We start from the raw sequence: 26,420 nt of genomic DNA on the forward strand, positions 1-26,420 counted from the left end.
CGCTGCCCACAAGGCCGCGGCTTTTTGCATGGGGAAATAGAGTCAAACAAGCCTCTATCCCAGATTCAGAAAGTGCTTACAGCTACAAAAATAAAAGCAAGCAAAAAGCCCTGCTGAAAAAAACAGCAGGGCTTTTTTAATGTGCACAGTCTCAGCCAGGGACACCGCGCAAGGGCCGCCCCGCCGCGCTGGTGTCGTCCCCCTCCCATAGCGCGTAGAGAGAGGGGGAGCCGCGCAGCGGCTCAGGGGGAAAATCAAGCGCTCAAGCGCTTTTCCAGCTCAGCCTTGGTGTCCAGCATGGCCTTGGGCAGGTTGTAAGCCAGCTTGTCGAAATGCTCGCCGTGCAGCTTCATTTCCTCGGCCCAGGCAGCCTTGTCGATATTGGTCACGCTGTCGAACTGGGCGGCGTTGAAGTCCAGGCCGCTCCAGTTGATTTCAGCGTACTGGGGCGCAATACCGAAGGCGGTTTCCTGACCTTGGGCCTGGCCTTCCAGACGGTCGATCATCCACTTCAGCACGCGCATGTTTTCACCGTAGCCGGGCCAGACGAACTTGCCTTCGGCGTTCTTACGGAACCAGTTTGTGGTGAAGATCTTGGGCAGGGTTGCGCCCTGGCCTTCGATCTTGGCGCCCAGGTCCAGCCAGTGCTGGAAATAGTCGCTCATGTTGTAGCCGGCGAAAGGCAGCATGGCGAAGGGATCGCGACGCACCACGCCTTGTGCGCCAAAGGCGGCGGCCGTGGTTTCGGAGCCCATGGTCGCAGCCATGTACACGCCTTCGGTCCAGTCACGGGCTTCAGTCACCAGAGGCACGGTGGTGGAGCGACGGCCGCCAAAGATGATGGCGTCGATCTTCACGCCCTTCTGGTCGTCCCAGGCTTCGTCCAGCGCGGGGTTGTTGGTGGCAGCCACGGTGAAGCGGGCATTGGGGTGGGCGGCCTTGGCGCCGGTTTCCTTGGCGATCTGGGGTGTCCAGTCCTTGCCTTGCCAGTCGATCAGGTGATCGGGCAGCTTGCCCTGGTCCTTTTCCATGCCTTCCCACCACACGTCGCCGTCATCGGTCAGGGCCACGTTGGTGAAGATCACGTTCTTGTCCAGGCTCAACATGCAGTTCGGGTTGGTCAGCATGTTGGTGCCGGGAGCCACGCCGAAGTAACCGGCTTCGGGGTTGATGGCGCGCAGCGAGCCGTCAGCCTGGGGCTTGATCCAGGCGATGTCGTCGCCGATGGTCGTGACCTTCCAGCCGTCGAAGGCCTTGGGGGGCACCAGCATGGAGAAATTGGTCTTGCCGCAGGCCGAGGGGAAGGCGGCAGCCACGTGGTACTTCTTGCCTTCGGGGTTGGTCACGCCCAGGATCAGCATGTGCTCGGCCAGCCAGCCCTGGTCGCGGCCCATGGTGGAGGCGATACGCAGCGCAAAGCACTTCTTGCCCAGCAGCGCATTGCCGCCGTAGCCCGAGCCGTAGGACCAGATTTCGCGGGTTTCGGGATAGTGAACGATGTACTTGGTCTTGCTGCAAGGCCAGGTGGTTTCATCCTTCTCGCCTGCGGCCAGAGGTGCGCCGATGGTGTGCACGCAGGGCACGAACTCGCCGCTGGTGCCGATCACGTCATACACGGCCTTGCCCATGCGGGTCATGATCTTCATGTTGACGGCCACATAGGGGCTGTCGGACAGCTCGATGCCCACGTGGGCGATGGGCGAACCCAGCGGGCCCATGGAGAAGGGCACCACGTACATGGTGCGGCCAGCCATGCAGCCGTCGAACAGAGGGTTCAGCGTGGCGCGCATTTCGGCAGGGTCCATCCAGTTGTTGGTGGGACCTGCGTCTTCCTTCTTGGCGGAGCAGATATAGGTGCGGTCTTCCACACGGGCCACGTCCGAAGGATCGGTCCAGGCCAGGAAGGAGCCGGGGCGCTTGGCCAGGGGCTTGAAGGTACCGGCATCCACCAGTTGCTGGCACAGCGCGTCATATTCGGCTTGCGAGCCATCGCACCAATGGATCTGGGCGGGCTTGCACAGCGCAGCCATTTCGGCGACCCAGGCGATGAGCTTGGGGTTCTTGACGTAATCGGGAGCCTGGATGTTCAGGCTTTGCACAGCGGCGTTCATGGGGGAAGTCCTTCAATTAAAAACCAATTTTTCAAAGAAGCATCCTCTGTAGTCCGAGCCGGATGCGTCTTTGAAAAAAGGCTTTTGAAGGTGTCTCGCTTGCTTTCCCTAGCGCCTGTTGGCGCCTGCAGTCCATCCGATTAAGTCAAAACAACCTTGTTTTGAATAGCGGCGGGACATCGATTCTAGGGAGGGGCTTCGAATTTGTCAGCAATTCACTGGCAATAACTATGCATCTTATGCATCAAAGTATGTGCATTCCAAACATTGATGACGTGTTCGGATATAAAAAAACCCCGCATCGCGGGGTTGGGTCAGCCAGGGTTGGAATGCCTTGGGCAGGTGTCGGCCTCAGGCCATGTTCACGGCAATGAAGGCCAGCAGAAACATCATCACCGCACCGGCGGCCGGAATGATGACGGGGATGTAGGGAACCACGGCTTCGGCCGCATCCTGCGGCTCGTGGTCGACGGCGGGATCATGTGACATGCGATCAATGCTCCTTTCAACAATGGTTGACAGGCATTCTGGCTCAGAGGCCGCTGTCACCCGCTAGGGGAAAGCCCGCCAGCGAGCACATCAGCCAATGCGCTCGGCTTCCATGCCCGCCGCGCGCAGAGCCTGCAGCACCTGTTCCACATGGGGCTGATTGCGAGTCTGCAGCACCAGTTCGATCTCCACATTCTGCGCGGCCAGCATGGTGAAGGCACGCTGGTGGTGCACCTCCTCGATATTGGCCCCGGCAGCGGCCACGGTGGTGGTGATCTGGGCCAGCACGCCGGGCACATCGCGCGCGCTCACGCGGATGCGCGCCAGACGGCCGGAGCGCACCATGCCGCGCTCGATGATGGCGGCCAGCAGCATGGGGTCGATGTTGCCGCCCGACAGCACCAGGCCCACCTTCTTGCCCTTGAACTGCGCCGGATAGCGCAGCAGCGCCGCCAGGCCTGCCGCGCCCGCACCTTCGACCAGCGTCTTTTCGATCTCCAGCAGCATGAGCACGGCCTGCTCGATATCGCCCTCGTCCACCAGCAGCAAATCATCCACGCAGCGCTGCACCACTTCCTGGGTGATGAGGCCTGGCTGGGTCACCGCAATGCCTTCGGCAATCGTCGACGTGCCCATGGGCAGATCGGTATGGCGCAGCGCATTGACCATGGAGGGAAAGCGCTGGGTCTGAACCCCCACGACTTCGATCCCCGGCTTGATGGCCTTGGCCGCCGTCGCGATGCCCGCGATCAGGCCGCCGCCGCCAATGGCAATCACCAGCACATCCAGATCGTTCTGGGCCTGCAGAATTTCCAGTGCCAGCGTGCCCTGGCCGGCGGCAATCGCTTCGTCGTCATAGGGATGGACAAAGGTCAGCTGCTGCTCCTGCGCCAGCTGGTAGGCATGGGCACGGGCCTCGGCCAAGGTGTCGCCATGCAGCACCACCTCGGCGCCGAAGCCGCGCGTGCGCTCTACCTTCACACCCGGGGTGAAACGCGGCATGACGATGACGGCACGCAAGCCCAGACGTTGCGCGTGATAGGCCACGCCCTGGGCGTGGTTGCCCGCACTCATGGCGACCACGCCGCGTGCGCGCTCGGCATCGCTGAGCATGAGCAGCTTGTTCAGCGCGCCGCGCTCCTTGAAGGATGCCGTGAACTGCAGGTTCTCGAACTTGAGATAGACCTGCGCCCCCGTGATCTGCGAGAGCGTGCGTGATTCCACAAAAGGAGTTTGAAGGACGGCGCCATTCAGGCGCGCAGCGGCGGCTTGGATATCTGCAAAGGTCAGCATGGTGAAGCCATTTTGCAAGCAGCCCATCATCCCGCGCCAGTGCCGGGTTTGCCGACCAGCAGCCTTGGCCTCGATCGCTCTCCAATTGATAGCTGCAGGCCCTTTATGGAAAAGCGATTTCTCGCCAAAACATCTGAATTTCAGTGTTGTGCGGCGATTGACGAACAGCTAAGGATTTCCCTTAGTTAGCGCAAAACATGCAACATAGTGCCTAAAACCGCGTGCATTTTTTTGAGCCATCTGCATAATTGTGCCTACACCCAGTCAATAACTGCACTATTTTTCATCTCAGCAGGAGCCGAGCATGCAGCAGCAAACCGTCGTCGATTACCGCACCGACCCCAGCCAGTACCGGCACTGGTCGTTTGAAGTGGATGGCAATATCGCCCGGCTCAAGCTGGACATTGCCGAGGACGGCGGCATACGCCCCGGCTACAAGCTCAAGCTCAACAGCTATGACCTGGGCGTGGACGTGGAACTGCACGATGCACTCAACCGCATCCGCTTCGAACACCCACAGGTGCGCTCTGTCATCGTCACCAGCGGCAAGGAACGCATCTTCTGCTCGGGCGCAAATATCTTCATGCTCGGCGTCTCTTCCCACGCCTGGAAGGTGAACTTCTGCAAGTTCACCAACGAGACGCGCAACGGCATGGAGGACAGCTCCCGGCACGACGGGCTCAAGTTCGTCGCCGCCGTCAACGGCGCCTGCGCGGGCGGCGGCTACGAGCTGGCTCTGGCCTGCGACGACATCGTGCTGATCGACGACCGCTCTTCCTCCGTATCGCTGCCCGAGGTCCCGCTGCTGGGCGTGCTGCCCGGCACGGGCGGGCTGACGCGCGTAACCGACAAGCGCCATGTGCGCCACGACCTAGCCGACATCTTCTGCACCAGCGTGGAAGGCGTGCGCGGCCAGCGTGCCGTGGACTGGCGACTGGTGGATGCGATCGCCAAGCCCGCGCAGTTTGCCGAGGTGGTGCAGCAACGTGCCGCAGCACTGGGCGAGAGCAGCCCGCGCCCGGCTTCGGCCCAGGGCGTACAGCTTGCCAGGCTGCAGCGCGAGCAAAGCCCGGACGGCCTGCACTATCGACACGTCAGCGTGCAGATCGATCGCAGCAAGCGCAGCGCCACCATCACGGTCAAGGCCCCCCGTGGCGAACAGCCCGCCAGCCCTGAAGCCATAGAAAGCGCAGGCGCCGCCTGGTGGCCGCTGGCCATGGGCCGCGAGCTCGACGACGCCATCCTGCATCTGCGCACCAACGAGCTCGATGTGGGCACCTGGATTCTCAAGACCGAGGGCGATGCGCGCGCCGTGCTGGCGGCTGGCCAGACCCTGGTGACGCACCGCGATCACTGGCTGGTGCAGCAAACCACAGGCCTGCTGCGCCGTACCTTTGCACGCCTCGATGTGTCGTCGCGCTCGCTGTTCGCCTTGATCGAGCCCGGCTCCTGCTTTGTCGGCATGCTGGCCGAGCTGGTCTTCTGCGCCGATCGCGCCTACATGCTGGTGCTGCCCGACGAACCCGAGCGCGAGCCCGTCATCGAGCTCGATGCCTTCAACTTCGGCCTGCTGCCGCTGGTCAACGATCAAAGCCGTCTGCAGCGCCGCTTCTATGAGGAGTCCGGGCCGCTTGAGGCCGCGCGCGCTGCCGTGGGCAAGCCGCTCAACGGCGATGCCGCGCAACAGCTGGGACTGGTCACCGCCGCACTGGACGATATCGACTGGGAAGACGAGATCCGCATCGCCATGGAAGAGCGTGCCGCGATGTCGCCCGACGCGCTCACGGGCCTCGAAGCCAATCTGCGTTTCGCCAGCCAGGAAAACATGGTCACGCGCATCTTCGGGCGTCTGTCAGCCTGGCAGAACTGGATCTTCAACCGCCCCAACGCGGTGGGCGAAAAAGGGGCGCTGAAGCTCTACGGCACCGGACAGAAAGCCGGCTTCGATTTCAACAGGGTATGAGCCAACGGCCCTGACTCGGCGTCCGCCGGTCGCTCAGCACCAGTTCACGCGACTACACGGCTTCATGAATCGGCAAAACATCACAGGAGACTCCCCATGAGCAGCATCGACTACAGCCAGAAGATTCCCAACAACGTGGACCTCAGCGGTGACCGCACGCTGCAGCGTGCGCTGGAGAGCTGGCAGCCCAGCTTCATCCGCTGGTGGGACGATGTGGGCCCGGAAGGATCGACCAACTACGATGTCTATCTGCGTACCGCGGTGAGCGTGGATCCGCAGGGCTGGGCGCAGTTCGGCTACGTCAAGATGCGTGACTATCGCTGGGGCATCTTCCTGAACCCGGCGGATCAGGAACGCAGCATTCATTTTGGCGATCACAAGGGCGAGAAGGCCTGGCAGGACGTGCCCGGCGAGCACCGCGCCAACCTGCGTCGCATCATCGTCACGCAAGGCGATACCGAACCTGCGTCGGTGGAGCAGCAGCGCCACCTGGGCCTGACTGCGCCGTCCATGTACGACCTGCGCAATCTGTTCCAGGTCAATGTGGAAGAAGGCCGCCATCTCTGGGCCATGGTCTACCTGCTGCACAAGCATTTCGGGCGTGACGGACGCGAGGAAGCCGAGGCCCTGCTGGAGCGCCAGAGCGGCGATGAAAACAACCCGCGCATTCTGGGCGCCTTCAATGAAAAAACGCCGGACTGGCTGGCGTTCTTCATGTTCACCTACTTCACCGACAGAGACGGAAAATTCCAGCTCGCAGCGCTCGCCGAATCCGCGTTCGACCCGCTGGCGCGCACCACCAAATTCATGCTGACCGAAGAGGCGCACCACATGTTCGTCGGCGAGTCCGGCGTCTCGCGCGTTCTGGCACGCACCTGCCAGGTCATGAACGAGCTCAAGACCGACGATGTGAACAAGCTGCGCAATGCGGGCGTCGTCGATCTGCCCACGATCCAGCGCTATCTGAACTTCCACTACAGCGTGACCATCGACCTGTTCGGCGCCGACCAGTCGAGCAATGCCGCCACCTTCTACAGCTCGGGCCTCAAGGGCCGCTACGAAGAAGGCAAGCGCGAGGACGACCACAAGCTGCACGAGCAGAACTACAAGGTGCTGGAAGTGGTGGACGGCAAATTGCAGGAGAAGGAAGTGCCCATGCTCAACGCCTTGAACGAGGTGCTGCGCGACGACTACATCAAGGACAGCAATGCCGGTGTGGGCCGCTGGAACAAGGTGATGGAAAAGGCCGGCATCGACTTTCGCCTGACGGTGCCGCACAAGGCCTTCAACCGCCAGATCGGCGCGCTGGCAGGCGTGCGCATCAGCCCCGACGGCCGCCCCGTGAGCGAGCAGGAATGGCTGACCAGGAAGAGCGAGTGGCTGGCCAGCGACGACGACCGCAGCTTTGTCGCATCGCTGATGAAGCCATGCCTGGAGCCGGGCAAGTTCGCCGGCTGGATTGCGCCCCCCGTCATGGGCATCAATCGCCAGCCCGTGGACTTCGAGTACGTGAAATTTTGATACCCCCTGAGCGGCTGAGCCGCTTCCCCCAAGGGGGACGACATCCTCGCGGCGGGGCGACCCTTGCTCGATGTCACTGAGTTGGGTTGCCACGGTTTGGAGAACAAAATGAGCACCATCACGCTGATTGAAAACGGCATCCTGAAGCAGCATCTGATCGACCCGGAGATCTGCATTCGCTGCAACACCTGCGAGGCGACCTGCCCCGTGGACGCCATCACGCATGACGACAACAACTATGTAGTCATGGCGGACAAGTGCAACGGCTGCATGGACTGCATCTCGCCCTGCCCCACCGGCTCCATCGACAACTGGCGCCTGGTGTCGGCAAGCAAGCCCTACAGCGTGACCGAGCAACTGGGCTGGGAGAGCCTGCCCGAAGAACTTTCTGCCGATGTGCTGGCCGCCGCGCAGACGGCCGAGAATGCCGTCGATGTGCAGGACCTGAGCCAGGCCCAGGCCGTGATTGCGGCCGCTGCCGGTCTGGCCGAAAGCGGCGCTGCGGAAGTCTTTCGCGCAGCCAGCTATGGCGCCACCACACCGCCCTGGTCTGCCGCCCATGCCTACACCAATCTGCATGGTCCCAAGGCTCCGGTGAAGGCCACGGTGGTGGGCAATCTGAACTGCACGGAAGCCGGCTTCGACAACGAGACCCACCATATCGTGCTGGACTTCGGCGCCATGCCTTTTCCGGTGCTCGAAGGCCAGTCGCTGGGCATTGTCCCGCCCGGTGTGGATGCCGGCGGCAAGCCCCATGTGGCGCGCCAGTACTCGATTGCCAGCGCCCGCAACGGCGAGCGCCCCGGCTACAACAACCTGGCATTGACCGTGAAACGCGTGGTCGAGGATCACCAGGGCCAGCCCGTGCGCGGCGTGGCCAGCAACTATCTCTGCGATCTGCAGGTAGGTGACAAGGTGCAGGTCATCGGTCCGTTCGGCAGCAGCTTTCTCATGCCCAACCACCCGCGCTCGCACATCGTGATGATCTGCACCGGCACGGGCAGCGCGCCCATGCGCGCCATGACGGAGTGGCGCCGCCGCCTGCGCAAGAGCGGCAAGTTCGACAGCGGCAAACTGCTGCTGTTCTTCGGTGCGCGCACGCCTCAGGAGCTGCCCTACTTCGGCCCCTTGCAGAACCTGCCCAAGGATTTCATCGACATCAACTTCGCCTTCTCGCGCGTGGCCGGCCAGCCCAGGCGCTATGTGCAGGACGCCATGCGTGAGCGCTCGGCCGACCTCATGGAGCTGCTGCGCGACGACAACACGCACATCTATGTCTGCGGTCTCAAAAGCATGGAGGACGGCGTCGTGCTGGCCCTGCGTGATGTGGCCCAGCAAGCAGGACTGGGCTGGGACGAACTGGGCTCAAGGCTCAAGCGCGAAGGACGTCTGCACCTGGAAACCTACTGACGCCTGCAGTCCTCGCCCCCGTCTGCGGCCAACAGGATCCGCGCATCAAGGCGGCTGCTGCATGTCATGCCCTTGACAGCGCAGCCCCTGCCGGCGCCCTACAGTGCAACGACCATAACCCACGAAAGACATGGCATGAATGCACGGGCGAACTTTCTGCGCATGCAAGACAGCACGCGTGAAGACTGGCAGTTGATCGGCGGCGAATTCGCACACTTCACCAGCGGCCTGCCCGATCGGGTGATGGCCCATCTGAAGCTGCTGGAAGGCGACTATGGCGGCTTTCCGGTGGACCGCTATACCCACTCCCTGCAAACCGCCACGCGCGCGCTGCGCGACGGCCGCGACGAGGAGTATGTGGTGTGCGCACTGCTGCACGACATTGGCGACACCCTCGGGTCCTTCAACCACCCCGACATAGCCGCAGCGGTTCTCCAGCCCTTTGTGAACGAGGCCAATCACTGGATGGTCCAGCATCACGGCATCTTCCAGGGTCACTATTTCTTCCATCACATCGGCCTGGACAGGGACATGCGCGAGCAGTTCCGGGAGCATCCGCACTACACGCGCACGGCCGAGTTCTGCGAACTCTATGACAACCCGGCCTTTGATCCCCGGGCCGAGACCCTGCCCTTGAGCGAATTCGAGCCCATGCTGCGCCGCCTGATGCAGCGGCCCCGGCAAAGCATCTACAAGGCCGCCATGGAATCAACGATGCAGGACGCCCGGAAGTCGTAGCACACGCCGGCATGGCGCCTGCAGCAATCATAAAAAAATGAGCTGTTATCGCCCGCCCATCAACAAACCTGGAAATGATTCGATCCATATTTGTTTTTCCACAGGCGGTTGCAGCTCATCTTTTTGATGCGTCCTGGCCCGCTCCGCAAGCGTGCTGCCGTCGCAGCTAATGCGCGTAGGCGTCCTGTGCCAACGCACAGGCCAGTATCCAGGCCGGGTCCACCAGCTCGGCGCCGCGGGCCTGCGATGCCTGCGGCAGGGCCAGCGGAATCTCGGTGCAGCCCATGATCACGGGCACGGCGCCATGGCGCTGCAGCAGCGGTGCCAGCGCCTCGCCGAAGCATTGCACGGCCAGCGGCATATCGCCCTGCTTCACGCCCTCGTAGATGCCTTGCATGAGCCGGGCCCGACCCGCCGGTCCGGGCCGCAGTGCGGCAATGCCGCAATCGGCCAGCGCCGCGTCGTAGAGCCCGCTGCCATAGGTGCCGTCCGTGGCCAGCACCAGGGCCTGGCGCGCGCCGCCTGCCTTCAGGTGCAGCGCCGTCTGCTGCGCGATGTGCAGCACGCGCAACTGCGGGAAAAGCGCCTGTATCTGCCCATGCCAGGCATGGGCCGTGTTGCAGGCCAGGGCCATGCTGCGCACGCCCAGGGCCGCGAGCCGGCCCGCACCCTGCAGCAGATGCGCAGCCGGGCCCGCAGGGGACTGCGGATCGCTGCGCAGCGCCTGCGTGCGATCGGGCATGGGCAGCTGCACCAGCCAGTGTTCGGGATAGGCCTGGTCGTGCACGGGCAGGCCCTGGCCCTGCAGGTGCCGGGTGCAGGCCTGCACGAACAGGCGCACGAAATCCGCGCCCGCTGCAGGCCCCATACCGCCGAGAATGCCGACCGCCTGCATCTCAGAACGCCGGCTTGTCGCCGCGCTCCTGCACGTTGCGCTGCAGCTGCTCGCTCATGGGCAGACCCAGAGCTGCGTTCTTGGGCGGGATGGGCTGCATGAACCATTTGTCGTAGAGCCTGGCGAAGGCGCCCGACTTCATCATGTCGCCGATCACGCCATCCACCAGCTGCTTGAACTGCGGGTCGTCCTTGCGCAGCATGCAGGCATAGGGCTCGACCTGCAGTGCATCGGCCACGACGTGGAAATCCTTGGGATTCTTAGCGTTGGCGATCAGGCCGTAGAGCAGGATGTCGTCCATGCCGAAGGCCGCGGCGCGGTCGTTCTCGACCAGCAGAAAGCCGTCGGCATGGTCCTTGGCCATGACGATGTTCATGCCCCAGCCCTGCTCGGCATTGGCCTTGCGCAGCACCTGCAGATTGGTGGTGCCGGTGGTGATAGCCGCTGTCTTTCCCTTGAGGTCGGCATAGCTCTGGATGCCCGAGCTCTTCTTCACCAGCAGCCGCGTGCCGGTGTAGAAGTGATTGATGGCAAAGCCCACCTCCTTGGCTCGCACCGTGTTGTTGGTGGTCGATCCGCACTCCAGATCTATGGTGCCGTTGGCCAGCAGCGGCATACGGTTCTGCGAGGTCACCGCCTGCCAGCGCACCTCCAGCGCGGGCAGGTTCAGCACCTTCTTCACGGCTTCGGCGACTGCCTGCGAAAGCTCCACGGTCATGCCGATGGGCTTGCCGTTGTCCAGGTAGCTGAAGGGCACGGAGGACTCGCGGTAGGCCAGCGTGATGCGCCCGCTGTCGCGCACCTTGGCCAGGGTATCGGCATGGGCAGCGCCCAGAAAACCCAGGCCCAGTGCCGCACAAAGCACGGTGGAGTGAAGTTGCATGCGGTGTCTCCTCTTCGGTGGTGGATGTGCCGCCAGTGTAGAAAGCGCGCCCGGCTGCGGAAGATGACAATATCGGGCTGGTCCATGCCTCTGGTTTATGGGTAGCTGCGCAGGCACCGCCATGCTCCGGGTAAACACCGCGACCGAGGGCCACCCGGCCGCACGCATCGCGCGGGCAGGCCATAACCTGGGTGCATACCCTGCATGCCAAATACCATGGCTGCCCGGCCCCGCACGGGCCTACAGTGCGACAGCATGGAGAAACGATCAATGCATGTCTGCATCGTGGGCGCCGGCATCGTCGGCCTGGCCACTGCCTATGCGCTGCAGCGCGCGGGCTGCCGGATCACGGTCCTGGAACGCGGGCCTGGCCCGGCAGCGGGCGCCAGCGGCGGCAACGGCGCGCAGCTCAGCTATTCCTATGTGCAGCCGCTGGCCGATCCCGGCATCTGGAAGATGCTGCCGCAGCTGCTGCTGGAAAAGGACTCGCCGCTGGCCCTGCGCCTGCGCGCCGATCCCGCCCAATGGGCCTGGGGACTGCGCTTTCTGGGCGCCTGCAATGCGCGCGCCTCCATGGCCGGCACGCAGGCGCTGCTGAGGCTGGCCGCCGAAAGCCGGCAGGCTTTCGAGCGTCTGCAGGCGCAGGAATCCCTGAGCTGCGCACTGCACACGCCGGGCAAGCTGGTGCTGTACCAAACGCAGCAGGGCCTGGATGCAGCGGCCCGGCAGGTGGCCCTGCAATCGCGCCTTGGCGGCGCCAGCCAGCAGGTCGTGGATGCGGCAGTCGCCGTGCGCCTGGAGCCCGCGCTGGCAGGCTACGCGGGCCGCATGGCGGGCGCCGTTCATACCCCCAGCGAAAGCGCCGCCGACTGCCGCCAGCTGTGCGAGCAGCTGGCGGCGCTGCTGACCGCACGCGGCGCCGAGCTGCGCTACGACACCGAGGTGCTGGGCTTCGAACGCCAGGGCGACGCCGTCACCGGCCTGCGCACCACCGCAGGCCTGCTGCAGGCCGAGCACTACGTGCTGGCCAGCGGCTGGGAAAGCCCGGCCCATGCACGCCAGCTGGGCCTGCGCATTCCCGTCTATCCGCTCAAGGGCTACAGCATCACCGTGGACATACCGGCCGACCACACCCATGCCGCGCCACGCGTGAGCGTGACCGACACCGCGCGCAAGGTGGTGTTCGCGCGCCTTGGCGAGCGCCTGCGCGTGGCCGGCATGGTGGAAATCATCGGCCGCGACACACGCATCGATCCGGCCCGCATCGACAGTCTGCGCCGCTCCACCCAGCAGGTCTTTGCCCAGCTGCCGCTGCAGGGCTCGCTGCATCCCTGGAGCGGCATGCGCCCGGCCACCCCCACGGGCCTGCCCATCACCGGCCGCCAGCGCGGCGGACCGCGCAATCTGTGGCTGCAGACTGGTCATGGCGCGCTGGGCCTGACGCTGGCCTTCGGCTCGGCACAGCGGCTGGCCGCGCAGATGCACGCAGCCTGAACGGGCCTGCTCAGGAGGCGTTCAGAAGCTCCCGCAGAGCCTTGTGCATTTCCTGGGTCATGGCACGCGCCAGCACCGATCCCGGGCGCTGGGGCAGGCTCAGCGCGTTCACGCCCACGGTGATGCGCGGCAACAGCGGCACCACGTGCACACGGCGCCGGTCGGCCGCCAGGGCCGTGCAACCGTCCATGATGGCCGCGCCCAGCCCGTACTCGGCCATGGACAGCGCCGCATGGTAGGTCTGCACCGTCACCACGGGCGACAGCCCCACGCCATGCTCGCGGCAGGCCTGACCCAGGCGCATGCCCAGCGGGTCGCGCGCATCGAGCGCGACCACAGGCAGCTCGGCCAGATCCTTGAGCTCCATGCCTTCGGCGCGCACGCGCGAAGGCGGCAGCAGTCCCTTGGGCAACACACAGAACATGTCGACTTCGGCCAGCAGTTCGTGCTCCAGCGCGGGCTGGCCCGCGGAGCTGATCACGAAGCCCACATCGGCCTCCTGCAGCAGCAGGGCCGACACCACCTGCGGCGTGTGCAGCGCCTGCACGTGCACCTGGACCTGTGGATGGCGACGCCTGAAGCCCGCCACGGCGCGCGGCAGCACCTCGCGGCTGAGCGCAAACACCGTCAGCACATTGAGCCGGTCGGCCGACTGGCCGTGGCGCAGGTTGGCGGCCAGACGCTGCACCTCGTCGAGCTGCTCGAACAGCTTCTCGATATGCGGAAACAGGGCCAGCGCTTCATTGGTCGGCGTCAGCCGCCCCCGCGCGCGCTGGAACAGCGCAAAGCCCATCTGCAACTCGGCATGCTGCAGCGTGCGGCTGACCGCGGGCTGGGTGACGTTGATGAGGCGCGCAGCCGCGCTGACGCTGCCGGTCTGCATCACGGCATTGAAGACTTCGATATGTCGCAGACGCATGCTCCGCCTCCCGCCCCTTATTCACTCGGACTGGGCGCGCGCCAGGCGTTCGCTCTTCCAGTACACATCGTCGCCGCCGTCGATGCGGTTGAGCACGCGGGCCAGCACGAACAGCAGATCGGACAGGCGATTCAGATACTGGCGCGGAGCGGCTCGCATGGCCTCGGCCTGCTCCAGCGCCACCACCTGGCGTTCTGCACGGCGCGCCACGGTGCGACATACATGGGCCTGCGCGGCAGCGCGCGTGCCGGCCGGAAGGATGAACTCCTGCAGGCGCGGCAACTGTGCGTTGTAGTGGGCCAGTGCGTTGTCGAGCTGCAGCAGCGCATCGTCCTTGAGCAGCTCATAGCCCGGCATGGACAGCTCGCCACCCAGGTTGAACAGCTGGTGCTGGATGTCGATCAGCAGGTCGCGCACATCCTGGGGCATCGGCTCGCACAGCAGCAGACCGATATGCGAGTTCAGTTCATCCACATCGCCCATGGCATGCGGGCGGCCGCTGTTCTTGGAAACGCGGGTGTTGTCTCCGAGGCCGGTGGTTCCGTCATCTCCGGTGCGGGTGGCGATTTGCGTGAGGCGGTTGCCCATGGGTCATCCCTTGTCAAAGCTGCGATTTTTCAGGGCCGGCACGGCCCTCAGATACGGCCGCCATTGTGCGTTACAGCCCGCAGGCAAATGTAGTCTGAGGCAACAGCAGGCAAAAGTGCTGGCCCTTTGCCGCCTCACAGGGTGCAATGCACTCCTGTTATCGCATAGAGAAGGAATGCCATTCATGAACAAGAAGAATCTGCTCAATTGCAAGGTCTCGTCATTCGAAGTCGTCAGCGTGGTGCTGTTCTCCGCACTCACCCTCGGCGGGGGCATGGCTTTTGCGCAAACCGGCAGCGGCAATGCCGGCGAGAACAAGGAACCGGCGCGCATCGTGCAATCGGGCGCGGCCACCGGCGTGCAGCAGGCCCCCACCGCCAAGAACAGCGTGCAGGCGGCCTTCGAGCGTGCCGACGCCAATCGCGACGGTCAGCTCAGTGCGCAGGAAGCGCGCCAGCTGCCCGCCATTTCCCAGCGCTTCGAAGAGATTGACAGCGACCGCAACGGCCAGCTGTCACGCGCCGAATTCGACAAGGGAGCTCAGCAGTACTGAGGCCTTGCCGCGGCGATTTCCGGATCACGCCGCAGCGCTGAGTTCCTCCTGCGGCAAGGCAAACTCGGCCCCGGCATAGTCCAGGCGAATCTCGAACTCGCGGCGCAGCAGGCGCTGCGCCCAGTCTTCGACCAGGCTGCGCTGCGCAGCACTCACCCCGGCCCCCATTTCCAGCCGAACCAGACTCGGCTCCTCGAGGCCGAAGGCACGATAGCCACCCAGCGGCAGCAGGCCCCGTGCATGGTCCTCGACGGCGCGAAACAAGGCCTCGCCGGAGTCGCAGATCGCCGAGGCTACAAACACCTCGGGGTCGCGCGCCACCCAGTCCAGCACATTGCCGATCTGCGCCACGCCATGTGCGCGGCAGGCCTGCGTCACACCGGGGCGGCCGCCATCGAGCATGGCAAACACAATGTCCAGGTCCGTCTTCTCGACCATCGCCGAAACACAGGTGCGGGCCCAGCCCGGACGATGCTGGTGGCCACAGAACTGGGTGACGAGCTGCCCCTCAAAACCGGCACGCCTGAGACCATCCGCATAGGCCGCGCGGCCACGCAGACCCGGCGGCACCTTCTCGCCCGAGAAATGCCCCACCTTGCCCGTCTTGCTCCACTGGCTGGCCAGCACCCCGGCGAGGAAGGCCGACTGCTCCTGCAGCACCTCGTAACGCGCCACATTGGCTGCCGTCCAGCTGCCCTGCGTAACCGCAAAGGCCTGCTCGGGCCAGCGCTCGGCCAGTATCTGCACCGGACCGTCACCCTGACCGCCATGCGCCAGAATCAGCGCGTAGCGACCACCGCACAATGCGGACATTTCGGCAGCACGCTGCTGGGCCGACTGGCCGGCCACCCAGAGCACATCGACCTCGTGGCCGGCCTCTCTGGCCTTGTGCGCTCCGCGCAGTCCCGACTCGTTGAAACTGCCCTGTCCTTCGGGGCCAAACAGCACCACGGCATAGCGTGGCTTACGGGGTGAATACAGTTTCTCGCTGCTCATCGTTGTCTCTTCTGCTTAAAGTTTTGCACCTGTTTTCTTCGCGATATCTCCCCAGGCCAGATGCTGGTCCGCAATCAGCTGGGTGAAGGCTTTGGATTCCATGTCCCGGGTCACGAATCCCTGGGCTTCCAGCGTCTGCGCAAACTCGGGACGCGCACTGATCTGCCGCACCGCGCTGGCGATTTTTTCGGCCAGAGCCCTGGGCAGGCCAGCCGGTGCCGAGATGCCGACGAAGTTCTCCGAGACCAGCTGTGCCAGTCCCAGTTCGGCCACGCTGGGCACCGTCGGTGCCTGCGCCACGCGGCGTGAGGATGTCAGCGCCAGCAGTTTGAGCCGGCCCTGCTTGTGCAGCGCGATGTTCTGCGGCAGCGCATCGATGGCCAGCTTGATATGGCCGCTGAGCAGATCCGCACGCATGGGGCCGGCGCCGCGGTAAGGCACATGCTCCATGGACAGCTTGAGCGTCTGCGCAAACTGCTCGCCCACCAGATGGCCTACCGAAGCGGCGCCGCCGCTGCCAAAAGCGACGGGAGCAGGCTGCTCCTTGATCCAGCTCACCAGCTCGCTCAGGCTGTTGACGGGCACCGAAGGGTGCACGGCAAACACCGTGGGCACTGCGCCGATGTAGGCCAGATGTTCGAAGCTGCGCAAGGGGTCGTAGCCAGGGCTTTGCAGCAGCGATGGCGCTATCGACAGTGCCGCCGAATTGGATACCAGCAGTGTGTAGCCGTCGTTGGCGCTGTGCGCCACGATCTGCGCGCCAATCGACGAGCCCGCACCGGGCTTGTTGTCTATGACCACGCTCTGGCCCAGCTTCTCGGCCAGTGCGGGAGCCAGCACCCGGGCCACGATATCGCTGGAACCGCCCGGCGGAAAGGTCACGACCAGTTTGATGGGCCGCACCGGCCAGGCCTGCGTCTGCGCTGCACGCACATGCCATGCCGCGCCCAGCATGCCTGCCGCCGACACCCCGGCAAGCCCCTGAATGAATGATCTGCGACCCGTATCGCGCATAGCTCCGCCCTCCGAACTGCTTTTGGTTTGAAGCGAGCTCTGCAGCGCACGCCATGAGGCTTGCCAATATAGGCACACCCGGCACAAACCCTAAACACTGAATTCTCATTAGCTAGGGCGAAACTTATCTATGTGCCCGCGCAAGGCGGCTGCGCTGCCGCGAAAGCCACGATGTCTGCCAAGGCATGTGCAAAACCAGCCGCCGCAGCCTCGTGCTCCCCGGCCTAGTGCGCAATACGTACACGCCCGGATCGGACCTGGTGGTATTCTTTTTCTCCTCTGGAGACCCCGATGAACGCACCCGTTGCCCATACCTCGCTGCAGCCCGATTTCGTGCAGCGCCCCATTCCCGAAGAGTTTCTGCAGGCTCTGCAAACACGTTTCGGCAGCCAGTGCTCCACGGCCTTGGCCGTGCGCGAGCAGCATGGCCGCGACGAAGGCGCGATTGCCGCGCCCCCGCCGGCAGCCGTGGTGTTTGCCGAATCCACCCTGGACGTGCAGGACGCCGTCAGGCTCTGCGACCAGTACGGCGTGCCCGTGATTGCCTATGGCGCCGGCTCGTCGCTGGAAGGCCATCTGCTGGCCGTGCAGGGCGGCATCACCATCGACGTCAGCCGCATGAACCGCGTGCTCTCGGTCAACACCGAAGACCTGACCATCACCGTGCAGCCCGGCATCACGCGCAAGGCCCTGAACGAGGCCATCAAGGACACCGGCTTCTTCTTCCCCATCGATCCCGGTGCCGACGCATCGATCGGCGGCATGACCTCGACCCGCGCCAGCGGCACCAATGCCGTGCGCTACGGCACCATGCGCGAGAACGTGCTGGCCCTGGAAGTGGTGACGGCCAATGGCGAAGTGGTGCGTACCGGCAACCGCGCCAAGAAGAGCGCTGCCGGCTACGATCTGACGCGCCTGCTGGTGGGCAGCGAAGGCACACTGGGCATCTTCACCGAGATCACGCTGCGCATCTACCCGCTGCCCGAAGCGGTGAGCGCAGCCATCTGCTCTTTTTCGAGCATCGAAAACGCCGTGCACACGGTGATCCAGACCATCCAGATGGGCATTCCCATTGCTCGCGTGGAGCTGGTCGATGTGAATTCCGTACGCATGGTCAACGCCTACAGCAAGCTGTCCCTGCGCGAGGAGCCCATGCTGCTGATGGAGTTCCACGGCTCGCCCACGGGCGTGAAGGAGCAGGCCGAGATGGTTCAGGACATTGCCCATGAATTCGGCGGCAATGCCTTTGAATGGGCCGAGCGCCCCGAGGACCGCACGCGTCTGTTCACCGCCCGCCACAACGCCTATTTCGCGGCCGTCTCCAGCGTGCCTGGCTGCCGCTGCATCACCACCGATGCCTGCGTGCCCATCAGCCGCCTGGCCGATGCGCTGCTGGAATGCGTGACCGAGGCCGATGCCAGCGGCATACCCTACTTCCTGGTCGGCCACGTGGGCGACGGCAACTTCCACTTCGGCTATCTGATCGACCCCGACAACGACGCCCAGCGCGAGCAGGCCGAGCAACTCAACCACACGCTGGTGGCACGCGCGATTGCGCTGGGCGGCACCTGCACGGGCGAGCATGGCATCGGTATCCACAAGCAGGGCTTTTTGCTCGAAGAGGCGGGAGCCGGTGCGGTGCAGATGATGCGTGCCATCAAACAGGCTCTGGACCCCAAGAACATCCTGAACCCGGGCAAGATCTTTCAGCTGCAGTGAGCCTTGCTAGCGCTGGCTGAAAACGCCCCAACCATGAAAAAGGGCCTGCAGTTGCAGGCCCTTTTCTGTTCTCGGATCGAGGCTTTACTTGCCGACCTTGAGCTGACCGCCACGACCCAGGCCGCCCTTGACTTCCTGTGCCTTGTAGTTGCGCAGCGAGATCACCATATTGTTGTAAGCGTCCATGAAGGCAGCCACGGTGGCCTTGCCTTCGGGTGTGCGCGAGAAACCGCCCAGACCGCCGCCCACGCCGCCGCCGAAGGCACCCAGTGCAGCGCCGAAGTTGGTAGCCGTGGAGTTGCCTTCGGAGATGGAGATCTGCACGCCCGAACGGATGTCGAACATGCTCAGCGTCACCACCGAAGCCTTGCTCTGCATGGCGCCGCCGATCAGCGTGCCCACGTTGCCGAACAGACCGCCCACGCCGGCAGCCAGCTGGCCGGTGGCATCGTTGTCAATGATGATCGAGGGCTCCATGTAGTAGTCAGCAGCCACGCGCTGGCCCTTTTGCTGCCTGGAGCCGGCACGGAATTCACCGGAATTGCGCTGCTTGTCGGTGATCGCCGACATCTTGCTTTCGGTGCGGTTGTTGCCCACCGAAGTGATCACAAAGCAGTTGGACTGCTGCACGGCCAGACGGATCAGAGGCTCGATGGTGGTGATCTTGGTGGCCGCGCCGAAGCTCGCATACCACTCCTTGCCGCGACCGTCGTCAACGGCCAGCGTGCCCAGAGGAGCGTCGCAACGCTCGAGAGAAGCGTTGGCATTCACGCTGGTAGCGCCGCCCGCTGCGCCCGTGGCAGCCGTGGGAGCCGTGCCGGTGGAAATGGTGCCGCCGCCGGGGGTCACGCAACCGCCCAGTGCCAGGGCCGATGCGATGGCTGCCAGACGCAGCGTTGTCTTCTTGGACATAGAGATGCTTTCTACAAATGAAAAATGTTGAGGCGCTCGACGCGCTTCAGCGGTAATACCAGCCCGACGAGCCCCACACCAGGTAGTAGGGCGCGCTCACGTACCAGCGATTCCAGGACTTGCGTTCGTCCTCGATGGCCTGATAGCGAGCATGAGCATTCTGTTTGGCGGCCTGCGCCTGGGGCAGCAGAGACTTGGCTTCCTTGAAGCCCTTGGCGGCGGCGCGCGACAGCCAGGCCTCGGCTTCGGCGGGGTCCGGACCCATTTCTTCAAAACCCAGCAGATACAGGCGGCCGAGCGCGAACTGGGCCGGGCCATGACCGGCATCGCCGGCCTTGCGCATCCACTCGATGGCCTGATAGCTGTTGCGCTCCACACCGTCGCCGCGCAGATAGCGCAGACCCAGATCATAGGCGGCGCGAGGGTCGGCCTGGGTCTTCTGCAGATCGGCTTCGGCCCTTTGCACCAGGGCGGCCTGGCGGCGTTCGGCTTCCGGGTTGACCGGCTCGCCACGGAAGGTCGCGACATTGCGCGGCAGCTCGGAGCAGTTGTTGCCTTCGCACAGACGCACCGTGGGCGACGCAGGTGCCAGCTGATCCTGCGGCGTCTGTGCCGCGCATGCCGTCAGCGCAAGAGCTGCCAATGAAAGGCTTGGTAGAGCCAGGCGCATGAATCACTCCTCTTGATTTTCCGCCGGTGAAAGCCGAAAAGTATACATAAGCAAAAAATGGTAATTTTTACGGCGAGATGAACGCCCGCATACCCCTCCTTGGGGGGGTAATTTGCACAATATACAAGTGGCGATGCAGTGAGTACTTGCGTTGCATCACCCGGTCGCACACCTGCATAAGATCCTTCACAAAATTAACAATCTGATGGAAAACAAATCGTCTTTCCTGGTATGGCCTCTGCCTGCGCTGCTGACGTGGCTGCTGGCCTGGGTCGCCTTCTTTGCGCTCGGCCATATCGTCGTCTGGTGGCTGGCCTTGCTGCTGGCGGGTGCCGCCAGCTCGGCCGCCAGTCTCTGGGGCAACAGCTGGTGGCGCCGCCTGCTGATTGCCGCGGGCTTTCCGCTGTCGTTTCTGGTGCTCAGCGCCAGCCAGCTGCCCGCATGGGGATGGTTGCTGCCGCTGGCCTTGCTGTTGCTGATCTACCCGCTCAATGCCTGGCGCGATGCTCCCGTCTTTCCGACGCCATTGCATGCGCTCAAAGGATTGGCAGAGATCGTGAAGCTGCCCGACCAGGCACCGGTGCTGGATGCCGGCTGCGGCATGGGCGACGGCCTGCGCGCGCTGCGCAGCGAGCTGCCGCAGGCCCGTCTCCAGGGCCTGGAGTGGAGCTGGCCGCTGGTGATTGCCAGTACCCTGCGCTGCCCCTGGGCACGCGTGCGGCGTGGCGATATCTGGCTGGCCGACTGGAGCGGCTATCAGCTGGTCTATCTGTTCCAGCGGCCCGAGAGCATGGGCCGCGCCGCCGTCAAGGCCGCCACCGAGATGCAGCCCGGCAGCTGGCTGGTCAGCCTGGACTTCCAGCTGCCCGGCGTGGAAGCGACGGCCTGCCTGCAAGGCAATAGCCGCCACAAGGTCTGGATTTACGCCATGCCTCTGGATGACGCAGAACGCGGCTGAGTCGCTTTATTTGGCTGCGCCGCTGGCCTTGCTCACATAGAGAGCAACAGCAGCGATGTCGGCTTCGCTCATCGTGGCCTTGAAGGAGGGCATGGCACCGATGCCATCCTTCAGGGCACGTGCCACACGGGCCGCATCGGGCTGCAGCTCGTCCAGCACGGGGCCGATGGCACCTTCGGCTCCGGCATCCTTGAGGGTATGACACACCGCGCAGGCAGGAACGGCAGCCGTGGTGAACAGCTCTTTGCCGCGCGCCATCTGGGCGGCCTGATCGGCATGGGCAGCAGTGCCTGCCAGGATGGTCAGCAAGAGGGCAGCGAGGGTGGGTTTTGTCTTCATCATTGTTCTTGGGGAAATGCGATGCATCGTGGTTTGGATAGCCATGGCCGGGCCCCCTTCTTTGGCGCCCGGCATGGGCAGCGAGTGCGGCGCTCAGGCCACGGTGACGGTGACCGCGTGGTCGGCCCAACTGGTGTTGTTGTAGCCGCTCTGGTTTTCACCGCGCGTCTCGGGCTGCACATTGCCCCTGACGTCGGTTGCGCGACTGGCCAGCTGGTAGGTGCCCTTGGGCAGCTGGGCAGGTAGCACGAACTGACGCCAGGCATAGCGGCCCATATCGGGGCCCACCAGACGGGCCTGCTTCCAGCTCTTGCCGCCGTCGATGGAGACCTCCACCCCCTTGATGGCATGCATTCCGCCAAAGGCCACTCCCTGAATCTGTACCAGGCCGGCGGCCCGGTTTCCGTCTTCGGGAATGGGGCTGTTGATCCAGGACTTGACGCTCATCTCCTGCACCGACGGCTGGCTGGGATCGCCCTTGCTGCCCGGAGGCGAGATGCGGTAGCCGTGCGACATGATGTGCGCTTCGCTTTCCTTGGCGGTAAAAGCAAGCTGCTTGATGTACTTGATGTTGTTCACGCCGGTGTAGCCCGGCACGATCAGGCGCAGCGGTCCGCCGTGGGCCAGGGGCACGGGCTCACCGTTCATCTCCCAGGCCAGCAGCGCGTCTTCCATGGCCGACAGGGGCACGGAGCGCTCCACCAGCACGCTCTTGGGGTCCAGGCCTGCAGGCAGTACCTCGCCGCCCGTCCCCGTCATGTAGAGCATGCCGCCGGCCATGCCACCCAGGGCCTTGACCACATCGCGCACGGGCACACCGCTCCAGACCACACAGCCTGCAGCGCCCACGGTCCATTGCGTGCCGCTGGGCTTGGAGGGGAAGAAGCCACGGCCGTTGCCCGAGCATTGCAGCACCATGGTCACGGTCTCCAGTCCCATGGTCTTGAGTTCACGCAGGCTCAGTTGACGAGGCCGGTTCACGCCATCGATCTGCACCGCCCATGCATCGCGGTCGGCCACGATGCTCTCGGGCGGCGTCGGCAGGTTGTTGCGCACATAGAGCTGGCTGGTGGGAGTGACCACGCTGGAGCCAAACGCGCTGCGCCGGGTCTCGATGGTGGTGGAGCTGTGCACGATCACGGCATCGGCATTCTTGAAGCCGGCATAACCGGGCAGAGGCCTGGCGGCAGGCGCAGCTGCCTGTGCCATGGCCTGGCCCTGGAAGCTGGCCAGACCGGCCGCAGCCAGTGCACTGGCGCTACCCGCGAGCAGGCGACGACGCGGCAGGGATGTGGGTTGGTGCATGATGTCTCCTCGTTGTTTGTGGTGAATGAGCAGGGCCAGAGATCCGGTTCAGCCATCGACTTTCTCGGGGGCTCCCAGGGCGCGTGATGCCACGGCCAGAGCCTGTTTCTTCTGCGCAATCAGCACCAGCGGGCGGCCTTCGCGCGAGCGCACCACCTGCCAGTAGCTGTTGGCCCACCAGCCCTGTCCGTCGGCAATCCGCTGGGGCTGCTCGAAGGCCAGCACGGTGACGATGCCGCCTTTCTCGAAAAAGGTGGTCAGGTGATAGGCGCGGCTGCCGTCGATGTCGCAGGGCCGCATGAGCTGGGTGTAGCCGGGCAGCTTGCGGTCGGCGGGCCAGTCCATGTGCCGGGCCATCTCGGCTTCGGCAATGAACTGGCCGCGCAGCGTGCGCTCGTAGTACTCATGCTCGATGGCCGAGCGCACCATCTGCGGCGGACGCAGGCCGAGCACGCTGCCCCATGCGGCGCTGCCGAGGATCGCTGCCGCACACAACGCCTGCAGCCCACGGCGGGCATGCCAGGGCGTGTGGCGCAGCAAATGGGCCGGAGGCTCGCCAGGCTCGAAGGCCAGCGCCAGCTCGGCACGGGCGCGCAGGTCGAAATCGGTGTCTTCGGGGCGGTCTTGGTGTTTCATGGTGCGCGCTTTCTCAGCGGTATCACGCTGGCAGCAGCGCAAGATTCGATGGCGGCCCCGGCGGGATGGCGCGCCGGCTCCTGCAGCACCGTCTTGAGCGCTTCACGGGCCCGCGCCAGGCGCGAGAGCACGGTGCCCGGTGCAATATCCAGCGCCTCGGCCATCTGGGCCGTGGGCATGTCGTCAAAGTAGTACAGCACCAGCACTTCGCGATGGATGGGGGCGATGCGGCTCAGCGCCTTGACCACGTCCAGTTGCGCATCGAGTGCCTCATGGTGATTCACGCCCTGCTCGCAGGACTCGTCCAGCGGCTGAGCCTGCAGCTGCCCGGGATCGAAATGCCTGAAGGCATGGCGGCGCATGATCTGGAACAGCCATGCCCGGGCCATGCTCTGGTCGCGCAATTGGTGGCGAAAACGCCAGGCGCTGGTGAAGCAGTCCTGCACCACATCCTCGGCCGTGGCGCGCGAGCCCGTCAGTGCCCAGGCACTGCGCAGCAAGAAGCGGTAATGCTCGCGCACCCACTGGTTGTAGCGCGACTCGGCAGAGAAGATCATGGTGATAGAGAGCGCTGGCCTGCTGCTTTCATTCCATGCCGCCGCAAATATTTTTCGCAGGCCCCCGGAGACGGGAAGAGAAGACCCGCAGCGCTGTCAAATCAATCGCTGGCAGCCGTAACCTTGGTGTGCATGCCGAAGAACTGCGCCGGCGGCATGCCCACGGTGCGACGCACCATCGCGCTGAAGGCGCTGGGGCTGTAGTCCAGCTCGGCCGCAATGCGCTGAATCGGCCAGTTGCGCGCCGCCAGACTGACGGCATGGGCCAGCACTACCTGCTGACGCCACTGGGTAAAACTGCATTCGAGCTGCTGGCGAAACAGCCGCGCCACGGTGCGCGGGCTGGCCCCGGTATCGCGCGCCCAGTCCTCCAGCGTCTCATTGCGCGTCGGGTCGGCCAGCACGGCCTCGCACAGCAGGCGCAGGCGCTTGTCCTGGGGCAGGTTCACACCAAGCTGCACAGCGCTGGCGCGGCGCAGCTCTTCAAGCAGCAGCTCGCTCAGATGGTGCTCGCGCGCCCTGTCCTGCTCGGACAGCTGCAGGCTGTCATCGGGCAGGGTGGGCAGCTCTCGCACCACGGCACGCAGCAGGTCCGAAGCATTGAGCACCCGACATTGACGCCAGACCGCCTCCTGCCCGGGCCCGACATCGGGGCCGCAATGCCCATGGGACTGGAAGAAGTAAAGCGTGCGCAGATCGGCGCTTTCCACCATGGTCACCGTATGCTCCATGCCGGGCGGCACCCACAGCGCACGCGACGGCGGCACGATATAGGTGCCCTGCGCCACCGTCAGGCGGATGGTGCCCGTGGTGGAGATCGCCAGCTGCCCCCAGGGATGACTGTGGGGCCTGACCTGAGTGTCTGCCTCCAGCCAGCGGCATTTGGCGCGTACCGGGCGCTGTGCCGTGGGTATGTAGAGATGGGGCGTCAGCGTCTCCACATAGGCGGAGGCCTTGCCTGCACGCAAGGGGCCGGAGTCTTGGAGGCTGGGCATATGGATTGGCTGGTTTGCGATAGCAATTGGCAGACTATCGCATACAAGACGAGACCGCTCTGCCTAAGATGCGATATATGAACCGCCCTGCCTCCACAACATCCCAAAACCAGGCGCCAGAGACACTGCGCAGTGATGCGCGCACCATCGGCCTCATCGGCCTGGCCCATGGCTCGTCGCACTTCTTCCACCTGCTGCTGCCGCCGCTGTTCCCCTGGCTGATCCAGGAATTCGGCTACAGCTATGCCGAGCTCAGCGTCATGGTCTCGCTGTTCTTCATCGTCTCCGGCACCGGCCAGGCGCTGGCCGGCTTTGCGGTGGACCGCTTTGGCGCCCGTCCCATCCTGTTTGCCGCCCTCGGCAGCTTTGTCGTGGCCGGCCTGATTGCGAGCACGGCACAGGGCTACAGCATGCTGCTGGCCGCAGCCTTTTTTGCGGGCCTGGGCAATGCGCCTTTCCACCCCGTGGACTTCACCATCCTCAACAAGCGCGTGTCGCAGCAGCGCATAGGCCATGCCTTCTCGGTGCACGGCCTGTCGGGCAATATCGGCTGGGCGCTGGCGCCGCTGTTCATGGCCGGCATCACCACGGCCACTGGCTCCTGGCGTCTGGCCTGCCTGTGCGGCGCCATCTGTGCCGCCGTGGTGCTGGCCATCATGGTCTTCAACCGCGACGCGCTCGACGACCGTACCGAAGCCGCCGGCGCGGCCGCCAAGCCCGCCGCCGGTACCGTTGCCACGCCCCAGGAACACCCCATGGCCTTCATGAAGCTGCCATCGGTGTGGCTGTGCTTTTCCTTCTTCTTCTGGAGCACCTGCGCGCTCAGCGCCATCCAGAGCTTTGCTAGCCCGGCCCTGCAATCCATGTACGGCCTGCCGCTGTCCGTGACGGCGCTGATCGTCACCGGCTATATGCTGTGCGGCGCTGCGGGCATGGTGGTGGGCGGCTTTCTGGTCGGCCGCGTGCAGCGGCTGGAGAAGGTGATCTCCATCTGCATGCTGGGCTCGGGCCTGCTGCTGTTTGTTGTCGGCACGGGCTGGCTGCCCGGCATGGCGGCCGTGATCGTGGCTTCCATCGCCGGTCTGGGCACGGGCCTGGCCGGCCCCTCGCGCGACATGCTGATCAAGCGCGCAGCGCCCCCCGGCGCCACGGGCCGCGTCTACGGCACGGTGTATTCCGGCCTGGATCTGGGCTTTTGCCTAGCCGCGCCGATCTTTGGCTACATGCTGGACCACCAGATGACGAACGCCGTGTTCTACGGCTCGGCGATTGCGCTGGTGCTGTCCGTGGTCTCGGCCGTCATCGTCGGCGACGGCGTGAGCAAGAAGACCAAGGCCCATCTGGCCGCGGCCTGAGCAGCAGGCGCAACCCACCAAGCCCTGCCTGCGCAAGCTGCAGGGCTCTTTTTGTTGCCGCGAGAAATCAAGTTACCCTGGTATTTATCCCTAGTCCCTCAGCGCTG

General features: G+C 64.6%; 25 protein-coding genes. 9 read left to right on the top strand and 16 right to left on the bottom strand.

Annotated features, from left to right (window positions below; genetic code table 11):
- Positions 1 to 254 precede the first annotated feature (254 nt).
- The 3 genes from DJFAAGMI_RS17670 to DJFAAGMI_RS17680 all read right to left on the bottom strand — a co-directional run bounded on the left by DJFAAGMI_RS17670 (position 255) and on the right by DJFAAGMI_RS17680 (position 3,893).
- Complete coding sequence (locus DJFAAGMI_RS17670) at positions 255 to 2,111, bottom strand: phosphoenolpyruvate carboxykinase (GTP) (RefSeq protein WP_043003241.1); 1,857 nt, start codon at positions 2,109 to 2,111, stop codon at positions 255 to 257.
- A 351-nt stretch (positions 2,112 to 2,462) separates the two neighbouring features.
- A complete protein-coding gene (locus DJFAAGMI_RS17675) occupies positions 2,463 to 2,600 on the bottom strand; it encodes a hypothetical protein (RefSeq protein WP_167007454.1) in 138 nt (45 codons plus the stop codon).
- Between the two features lie 90 nt (positions 2,601 to 2,690).
- Positions 2,691 to 3,893, bottom strand: coding sequence for a threonine ammonia-lyase (locus tag DJFAAGMI_RS17680; protein ID WP_211458127.1), 1,203 nt, complete (start codon positions 3,891 to 3,893; stop codon positions 2,691 to 2,693).
- A gap of 304 nt (positions 3,894 to 4,197) precedes the next feature.
- On the opposite strand from DJFAAGMI_RS17680, the gene boxC reads away from it, so the two are divergent.
- The 4 genes from boxC (at position 4,198) to DJFAAGMI_RS17700 (ending at position 9,525) form a co-directional block, all read left to right on the top strand.
- Positions 4,198 to 5,856, top strand: a complete 1,659-nt coding sequence (gene boxC / locus DJFAAGMI_RS17685) for a 2,3-epoxybenzoyl-CoA dihydrolase (RefSeq protein WP_211458128.1) — start codon at positions 4,198 to 4,200, stop codon at positions 5,854 to 5,856.
- A gap of 96 nt (positions 5,857 to 5,952) precedes the next feature.
- Positions 5,953 to 7,377, top strand: coding sequence for a benzoyl-CoA 2,3-epoxidase subunit BoxB (boxB, locus tag DJFAAGMI_RS17690; protein ID WP_211458129.1), 1,425 nt, complete (start codon positions 5,953 to 5,955; stop codon positions 7,375 to 7,377).
- A gap of 108 nt (positions 7,378 to 7,485) precedes the next feature.
- Complete coding sequence (gene boxA, locus DJFAAGMI_RS17695) at positions 7,486 to 8,787, top strand: benzoyl-CoA 2,3-epoxidase subunit BoxA (RefSeq protein ID WP_211458130.1); 1,302 nt, start codon at positions 7,486 to 7,488, stop codon at positions 8,785 to 8,787.
- Between the two features lie 135 nt (positions 8,788 to 8,922).
- Entirely contained in the window at positions 8,923 to 9,525 is a 603-nt protein-coding gene (locus DJFAAGMI_RS17700; RefSeq protein WP_211458131.1) for an HD domain-containing protein, read from the top strand.
- A gap of 166 nt (positions 9,526 to 9,691) precedes the next feature.
- On the opposite strand, the gene DJFAAGMI_RS17705 is transcribed toward DJFAAGMI_RS17700, so the two are convergent.
- Both DJFAAGMI_RS17705 and DJFAAGMI_RS17710 read right to left on the bottom strand, forming a co-directional pair.
- The gene (locus tag DJFAAGMI_RS17705) at positions 9,692 to 10,420 is read right to left on the bottom strand and encodes an aspartate/glutamate racemase family protein (protein WP_211458132.1); all 729 of its coding nucleotides are present in this window, start codon (positions 10,418 to 10,420) and stop codon (positions 9,692 to 9,694) included.
- Position 10,421: 1 nt separating this feature from the next.
- Positions 10,422 to 11,303: an amino acid ABC transporter substrate-binding protein gene (locus tag DJFAAGMI_RS17710; RefSeq protein ID WP_043003247.1), complete on the bottom strand. Its 882-nt coding sequence runs from the start codon at positions 11,301 to 11,303 to the stop codon at positions 10,422 to 10,424.
- Positions 11,304 to 11,573: 270 nt separating this feature from the next.
- On the opposite strand from DJFAAGMI_RS17710, the gene DJFAAGMI_RS17715 reads away from it, so the two are divergent.
- Positions 11,574 to 12,797 carry a D-amino acid dehydrogenase gene (locus DJFAAGMI_RS17715; protein WP_211458401.1) on the top strand — a complete coding sequence of 408 codons (1,224 nt, stop codon included), beginning with the start codon at positions 11,574 to 11,576 and terminating at the stop codon, positions 12,795 to 12,797.
- A gap of 10 nt (positions 12,798 to 12,807) precedes the next feature.
- Here the strand turns inward: DJFAAGMI_RS17715 and DJFAAGMI_RS17720 are convergent, their stop codons facing one another.
- Positions 12,808 to 13,716, bottom strand: coding sequence for a LysR substrate-binding domain-containing protein (locus DJFAAGMI_RS17720; RefSeq protein WP_211458133.1), 909 nt, complete (start codon positions 13,714 to 13,716; stop codon positions 12,808 to 12,810).
- 21 nt (positions 13,717 to 13,737) lie between these two features.
- Complete coding sequence (locus tag DJFAAGMI_RS17725) at positions 13,738 to 14,304, bottom strand: cob(I)yrinic acid a,c-diamide adenosyltransferase (RefSeq protein WP_149355367.1); 567 nt, start codon at positions 14,302 to 14,304, stop codon at positions 13,738 to 13,740.
- 184 nt (positions 14,305 to 14,488) lie between these two features.
- Here DJFAAGMI_RS17725 and DJFAAGMI_RS17730 point away from each other — a divergent pair, with 184 nt between their 5' ends.
- The gene (locus DJFAAGMI_RS17730; protein WP_043003328.1) at positions 14,489 to 14,857 is read left to right on the top strand and encodes an EF-hand domain-containing protein; all 369 of its coding nucleotides are present in this window, start codon (positions 14,489 to 14,491) and stop codon (positions 14,855 to 14,857) included.
- A gap of 24 nt (positions 14,858 to 14,881) precedes the next feature.
- Here the strand turns inward: DJFAAGMI_RS17730 and DJFAAGMI_RS17735 are convergent, their stop codons facing one another.
- Both DJFAAGMI_RS17735 and DJFAAGMI_RS17740 read right to left on the bottom strand, forming a co-directional pair.
- Positions 14,882 to 15,853 (bottom strand): BMP family lipoprotein, encoded by a 972-nt coding sequence (locus DJFAAGMI_RS17735; protein ID WP_211458134.1) that lies wholly within the window; start codon positions 15,851 to 15,853, stop codon positions 14,882 to 14,884.
- A gap of 15 nt (positions 15,854 to 15,868) precedes the next feature.
- On the bottom strand, positions 15,869 to 16,867 hold the full coding sequence (locus tag DJFAAGMI_RS17740) for a Bug family tripartite tricarboxylate transporter substrate binding protein (RefSeq protein ID WP_050873103.1): 999 nt from the start codon (positions 16,865 to 16,867) through the stop codon (positions 15,869 to 15,871).
- Between the two features lie 291 nt (positions 16,868 to 17,158).
- On the opposite strand from DJFAAGMI_RS17740, the gene DJFAAGMI_RS17745 reads away from it, so the two are divergent.
- A complete protein-coding gene (locus DJFAAGMI_RS17745; protein WP_211458135.1) occupies positions 17,159 to 18,586 on the top strand; it encodes an FAD-binding oxidoreductase in 1,428 nt (475 codons plus the stop codon).
- Between the two features lie 84 nt (positions 18,587 to 18,670).
- On the opposite strand, the gene DJFAAGMI_RS17750 is transcribed toward DJFAAGMI_RS17745, so the two are convergent.
- Together DJFAAGMI_RS17750 and DJFAAGMI_RS17755 are read right to left on the bottom strand one after the other, a co-directional pair.
- Positions 18,671 to 19,498, bottom strand: coding sequence for a hypothetical protein (locus tag DJFAAGMI_RS17750; protein ID WP_003059942.1), 828 nt, complete (start codon positions 19,496 to 19,498; stop codon positions 18,671 to 18,673).
- Between the two features lie 46 nt (positions 19,499 to 19,544).
- Positions 19,545 to 20,168, bottom strand: coding sequence for a tetratricopeptide repeat protein (locus DJFAAGMI_RS17755; protein ID WP_003059943.1), 624 nt, complete (start codon positions 20,166 to 20,168; stop codon positions 19,545 to 19,547).
- A 205-nt stretch (positions 20,169 to 20,373) separates the two neighbouring features.
- Between DJFAAGMI_RS17755 and DJFAAGMI_RS17760 the strand changes: the two genes are divergently transcribed.
- The gene (locus DJFAAGMI_RS17760; RefSeq protein ID WP_211458136.1) at positions 20,374 to 21,126 is read left to right on the top strand and encodes a class I SAM-dependent methyltransferase; all 753 of its coding nucleotides are present in this window, start codon (positions 20,374 to 20,376) and stop codon (positions 21,124 to 21,126) included.
- Positions 21,127 to 21,132: 6 nt separating this feature from the next.
- Here DJFAAGMI_RS17760 and sorU read toward each other — a convergent pair whose 3' ends face one another.
- From sorU to DJFAAGMI_RS17785, 5 genes are all read right to left on the bottom strand, one after another.
- Positions 21,133 to 21,468 (bottom strand): SorU family sulfite dehydrogenase c-type cytochrome subunit, encoded by a 336-nt coding sequence (sorU, locus tag DJFAAGMI_RS17765; RefSeq protein ID WP_019042914.1) that lies wholly within the window; start codon positions 21,466 to 21,468, stop codon positions 21,133 to 21,135.
- 90 nt (positions 21,469 to 21,558) lie between these two features.
- Positions 21,559 to 22,770 (bottom strand): SorT family sulfite dehydrogenase catalytic subunit, encoded by a 1,212-nt coding sequence (gene sorT / locus DJFAAGMI_RS17770; RefSeq protein ID WP_211458137.1) that lies wholly within the window; start codon positions 22,768 to 22,770, stop codon positions 21,559 to 21,561.
- A 48-nt stretch (positions 22,771 to 22,818) separates the two neighbouring features.
- Positions 22,819 to 23,406, bottom strand: a complete 588-nt coding sequence (locus tag DJFAAGMI_RS17775) for a hypothetical protein (RefSeq protein WP_211458138.1) — start codon at positions 23,404 to 23,406, stop codon at positions 22,819 to 22,821.
- The gene (locus DJFAAGMI_RS17780; protein ID WP_003059952.1) at positions 23,403 to 23,963 is read right to left on the bottom strand and encodes an RNA polymerase sigma factor; all 561 of its coding nucleotides are present in this window, start codon (positions 23,961 to 23,963) and stop codon (positions 23,403 to 23,405) included. The genes DJFAAGMI_RS17775 and DJFAAGMI_RS17780 overlap by 4 nt, the downstream gene beginning before the upstream one ends.
- Positions 23,964 to 24,064: 101 nt before the next feature.
- A complete protein-coding gene (locus tag DJFAAGMI_RS17785; RefSeq protein ID WP_211458139.1) occupies positions 24,065 to 24,958 on the bottom strand; it encodes an AraC family transcriptional regulator in 894 nt (297 codons plus the stop codon).
- A 77-nt stretch (positions 24,959 to 25,035) separates the two neighbouring features.
- Here DJFAAGMI_RS17785 and DJFAAGMI_RS17790 point away from each other — a divergent pair, with 77 nt between their 5' ends.
- On the top strand, positions 25,036 to 26,313 hold the full coding sequence (locus DJFAAGMI_RS17790) for an MFS transporter (RefSeq protein ID WP_211458140.1): 1,278 nt from the start codon (positions 25,036 to 25,038) through the stop codon (positions 26,311 to 26,313).
- Positions 26,314 to 26,420: the final 107 nt, after the last annotated feature.

Origin of the sequence: Comamonas brasiliensis, from assembly GCF_018292285.1 — a bacterium.
Classification (GTDB): Bacteria; Pseudomonadota; Gammaproteobacteria; order Burkholderiales; family Burkholderiaceae_C; genus Comamonas; species Comamonas brasiliensis.

Bases quoted from the DNA above. Each gene is read 5' to 3' on its own strand.
- DJFAAGMI_RS17790 (WP_211458140.1), top strand. From the start codon at position 25,036: ATGAACCGCCCTGCCTCCACAACATCCCAAAACCAGGCGCCAGAGACA.
- DJFAAGMI_RS17675 (WP_167007454.1), bottom strand. From the start codon at position 2,600: ATGTCACATGATCCCGCCGTCGACCACGAGCCGCAGGATGCGGCCGAA.
- boxA (WP_211458130.1), top strand. From the start codon at position 7,486: ATGAGCACCATCACGCTGATTGAAAACGGCATCCTGAAGCAGCATCTG.
- DJFAAGMI_RS17710 (WP_043003247.1), bottom strand. From the start codon at position 11,303: ATGCAACTTCACTCCACCGTGCTTTGTGCGGCACTGGGCCTGGGTTTT.
- DJFAAGMI_RS17775 (WP_211458138.1), bottom strand. From the start codon at position 23,406: ATGAAACACCAAGACCGCCCCGAAGACACCGATTTCGACCTGCGCGCC.
- DJFAAGMI_RS17725 (WP_149355367.1), bottom strand. From the start codon at position 14,304: ATGGGCAACCGCCTCACGCAAATCGCCACCCGCACCGGAGATGACGGA.
- DJFAAGMI_RS17730 (WP_043003328.1), top strand. From the start codon at position 14,489: ATGAACAAGAAGAATCTGCTCAATTGCAAGGTCTCGTCATTCGAAGTC.
- DJFAAGMI_RS17680 (WP_211458127.1), bottom strand. From the start codon at position 3,893: ATGCTGACCTTTGCAGATATCCAAGCCGCCGCTGCGCGCCTGAATGGC.
- boxB (WP_211458129.1), top strand. From the start codon at position 5,953: ATGAGCAGCATCGACTACAGCCAGAAGATTCCCAACAACGTGGACCTC.
- DJFAAGMI_RS17740 (WP_050873103.1), bottom strand. From the start codon at position 16,867: ATGCGCGATACGGGTCGCAGATCATTCATTCAGGGGCTTGCCGGGGTG.
- DJFAAGMI_RS17760 (WP_211458136.1), top strand. From the start codon at position 20,374: ATGGAAAACAAATCGTCTTTCCTGGTATGGCCTCTGCCTGCGCTGCTG.
- DJFAAGMI_RS17755 (WP_003059943.1), bottom strand. From the start codon at position 20,168: ATGCGCCTGGCTCTACCAAGCCTTTCATTGGCAGCTCTTGCGCTGACG.
- DJFAAGMI_RS17700 (WP_211458131.1), top strand. From the start codon at position 8,923: ATGAATGCACGGGCGAACTTTCTGCGCATGCAAGACAGCACGCGTGAA.
- DJFAAGMI_RS17785 (WP_211458139.1), bottom strand. From the start codon at position 24,958: ATGCCCAGCCTCCAAGACTCCGGCCCCTTGCGTGCAGGCAAGGCCTCC.
- DJFAAGMI_RS17780 (WP_003059952.1), bottom strand. From the start codon at position 23,963: ATGATCTTCTCTGCCGAGTCGCGCTACAACCAGTGGGTGCGCGAGCAT.
- DJFAAGMI_RS17705 (WP_211458132.1), bottom strand. From the start codon at position 10,420: ATGCAGGCGGTCGGCATTCTCGGCGGTATGGGGCCTGCAGCGGGCGCG.
- DJFAAGMI_RS17670 (WP_043003241.1), bottom strand. From the start codon at position 2,111: ATGAACGCCGCTGTGCAAAGCCTGAACATCCAGGCTCCCGATTACGTC.
- DJFAAGMI_RS17750 (WP_003059942.1), bottom strand. From the start codon at position 19,498: ATGTCCAAGAAGACAACGCTGCGTCTGGCAGCCATCGCATCGGCCCTG.
- DJFAAGMI_RS17715 (WP_211458401.1), top strand. From the start codon at position 11,574: ATGCATGTCTGCATCGTGGGCGCCGGCATCGTCGGCCTGGCCACTGCC.
- sorU (WP_019042914.1), bottom strand. From the start codon at position 21,468: ATGATGAAGACAAAACCCACCCTCGCTGCCCTCTTGCTGACCATCCTG.
- DJFAAGMI_RS17745 (WP_211458135.1), top strand. From the start codon at position 17,159: ATGAACGCACCCGTTGCCCATACCTCGCTGCAGCCCGATTTCGTGCAG.
- DJFAAGMI_RS17735 (WP_211458134.1), bottom strand. From the start codon at position 15,853: ATGAGCAGCGAGAAACTGTATTCACCCCGTAAGCCACGCTATGCCGTG.
- DJFAAGMI_RS17720 (WP_211458133.1), bottom strand. From the start codon at position 13,716: ATGCGTCTGCGACATATCGAAGTCTTCAATGCCGTGATGCAGACCGGC.
- sorT (WP_211458137.1), bottom strand. From the start codon at position 22,770: ATGCACCAACCCACATCCCTGCCGCGTCGTCGCCTGCTCGCGGGTAGC.
- boxC (WP_211458128.1), top strand. From the start codon at position 4,198: ATGCAGCAGCAAACCGTCGTCGATTACCGCACCGACCCCAGCCAGTAC.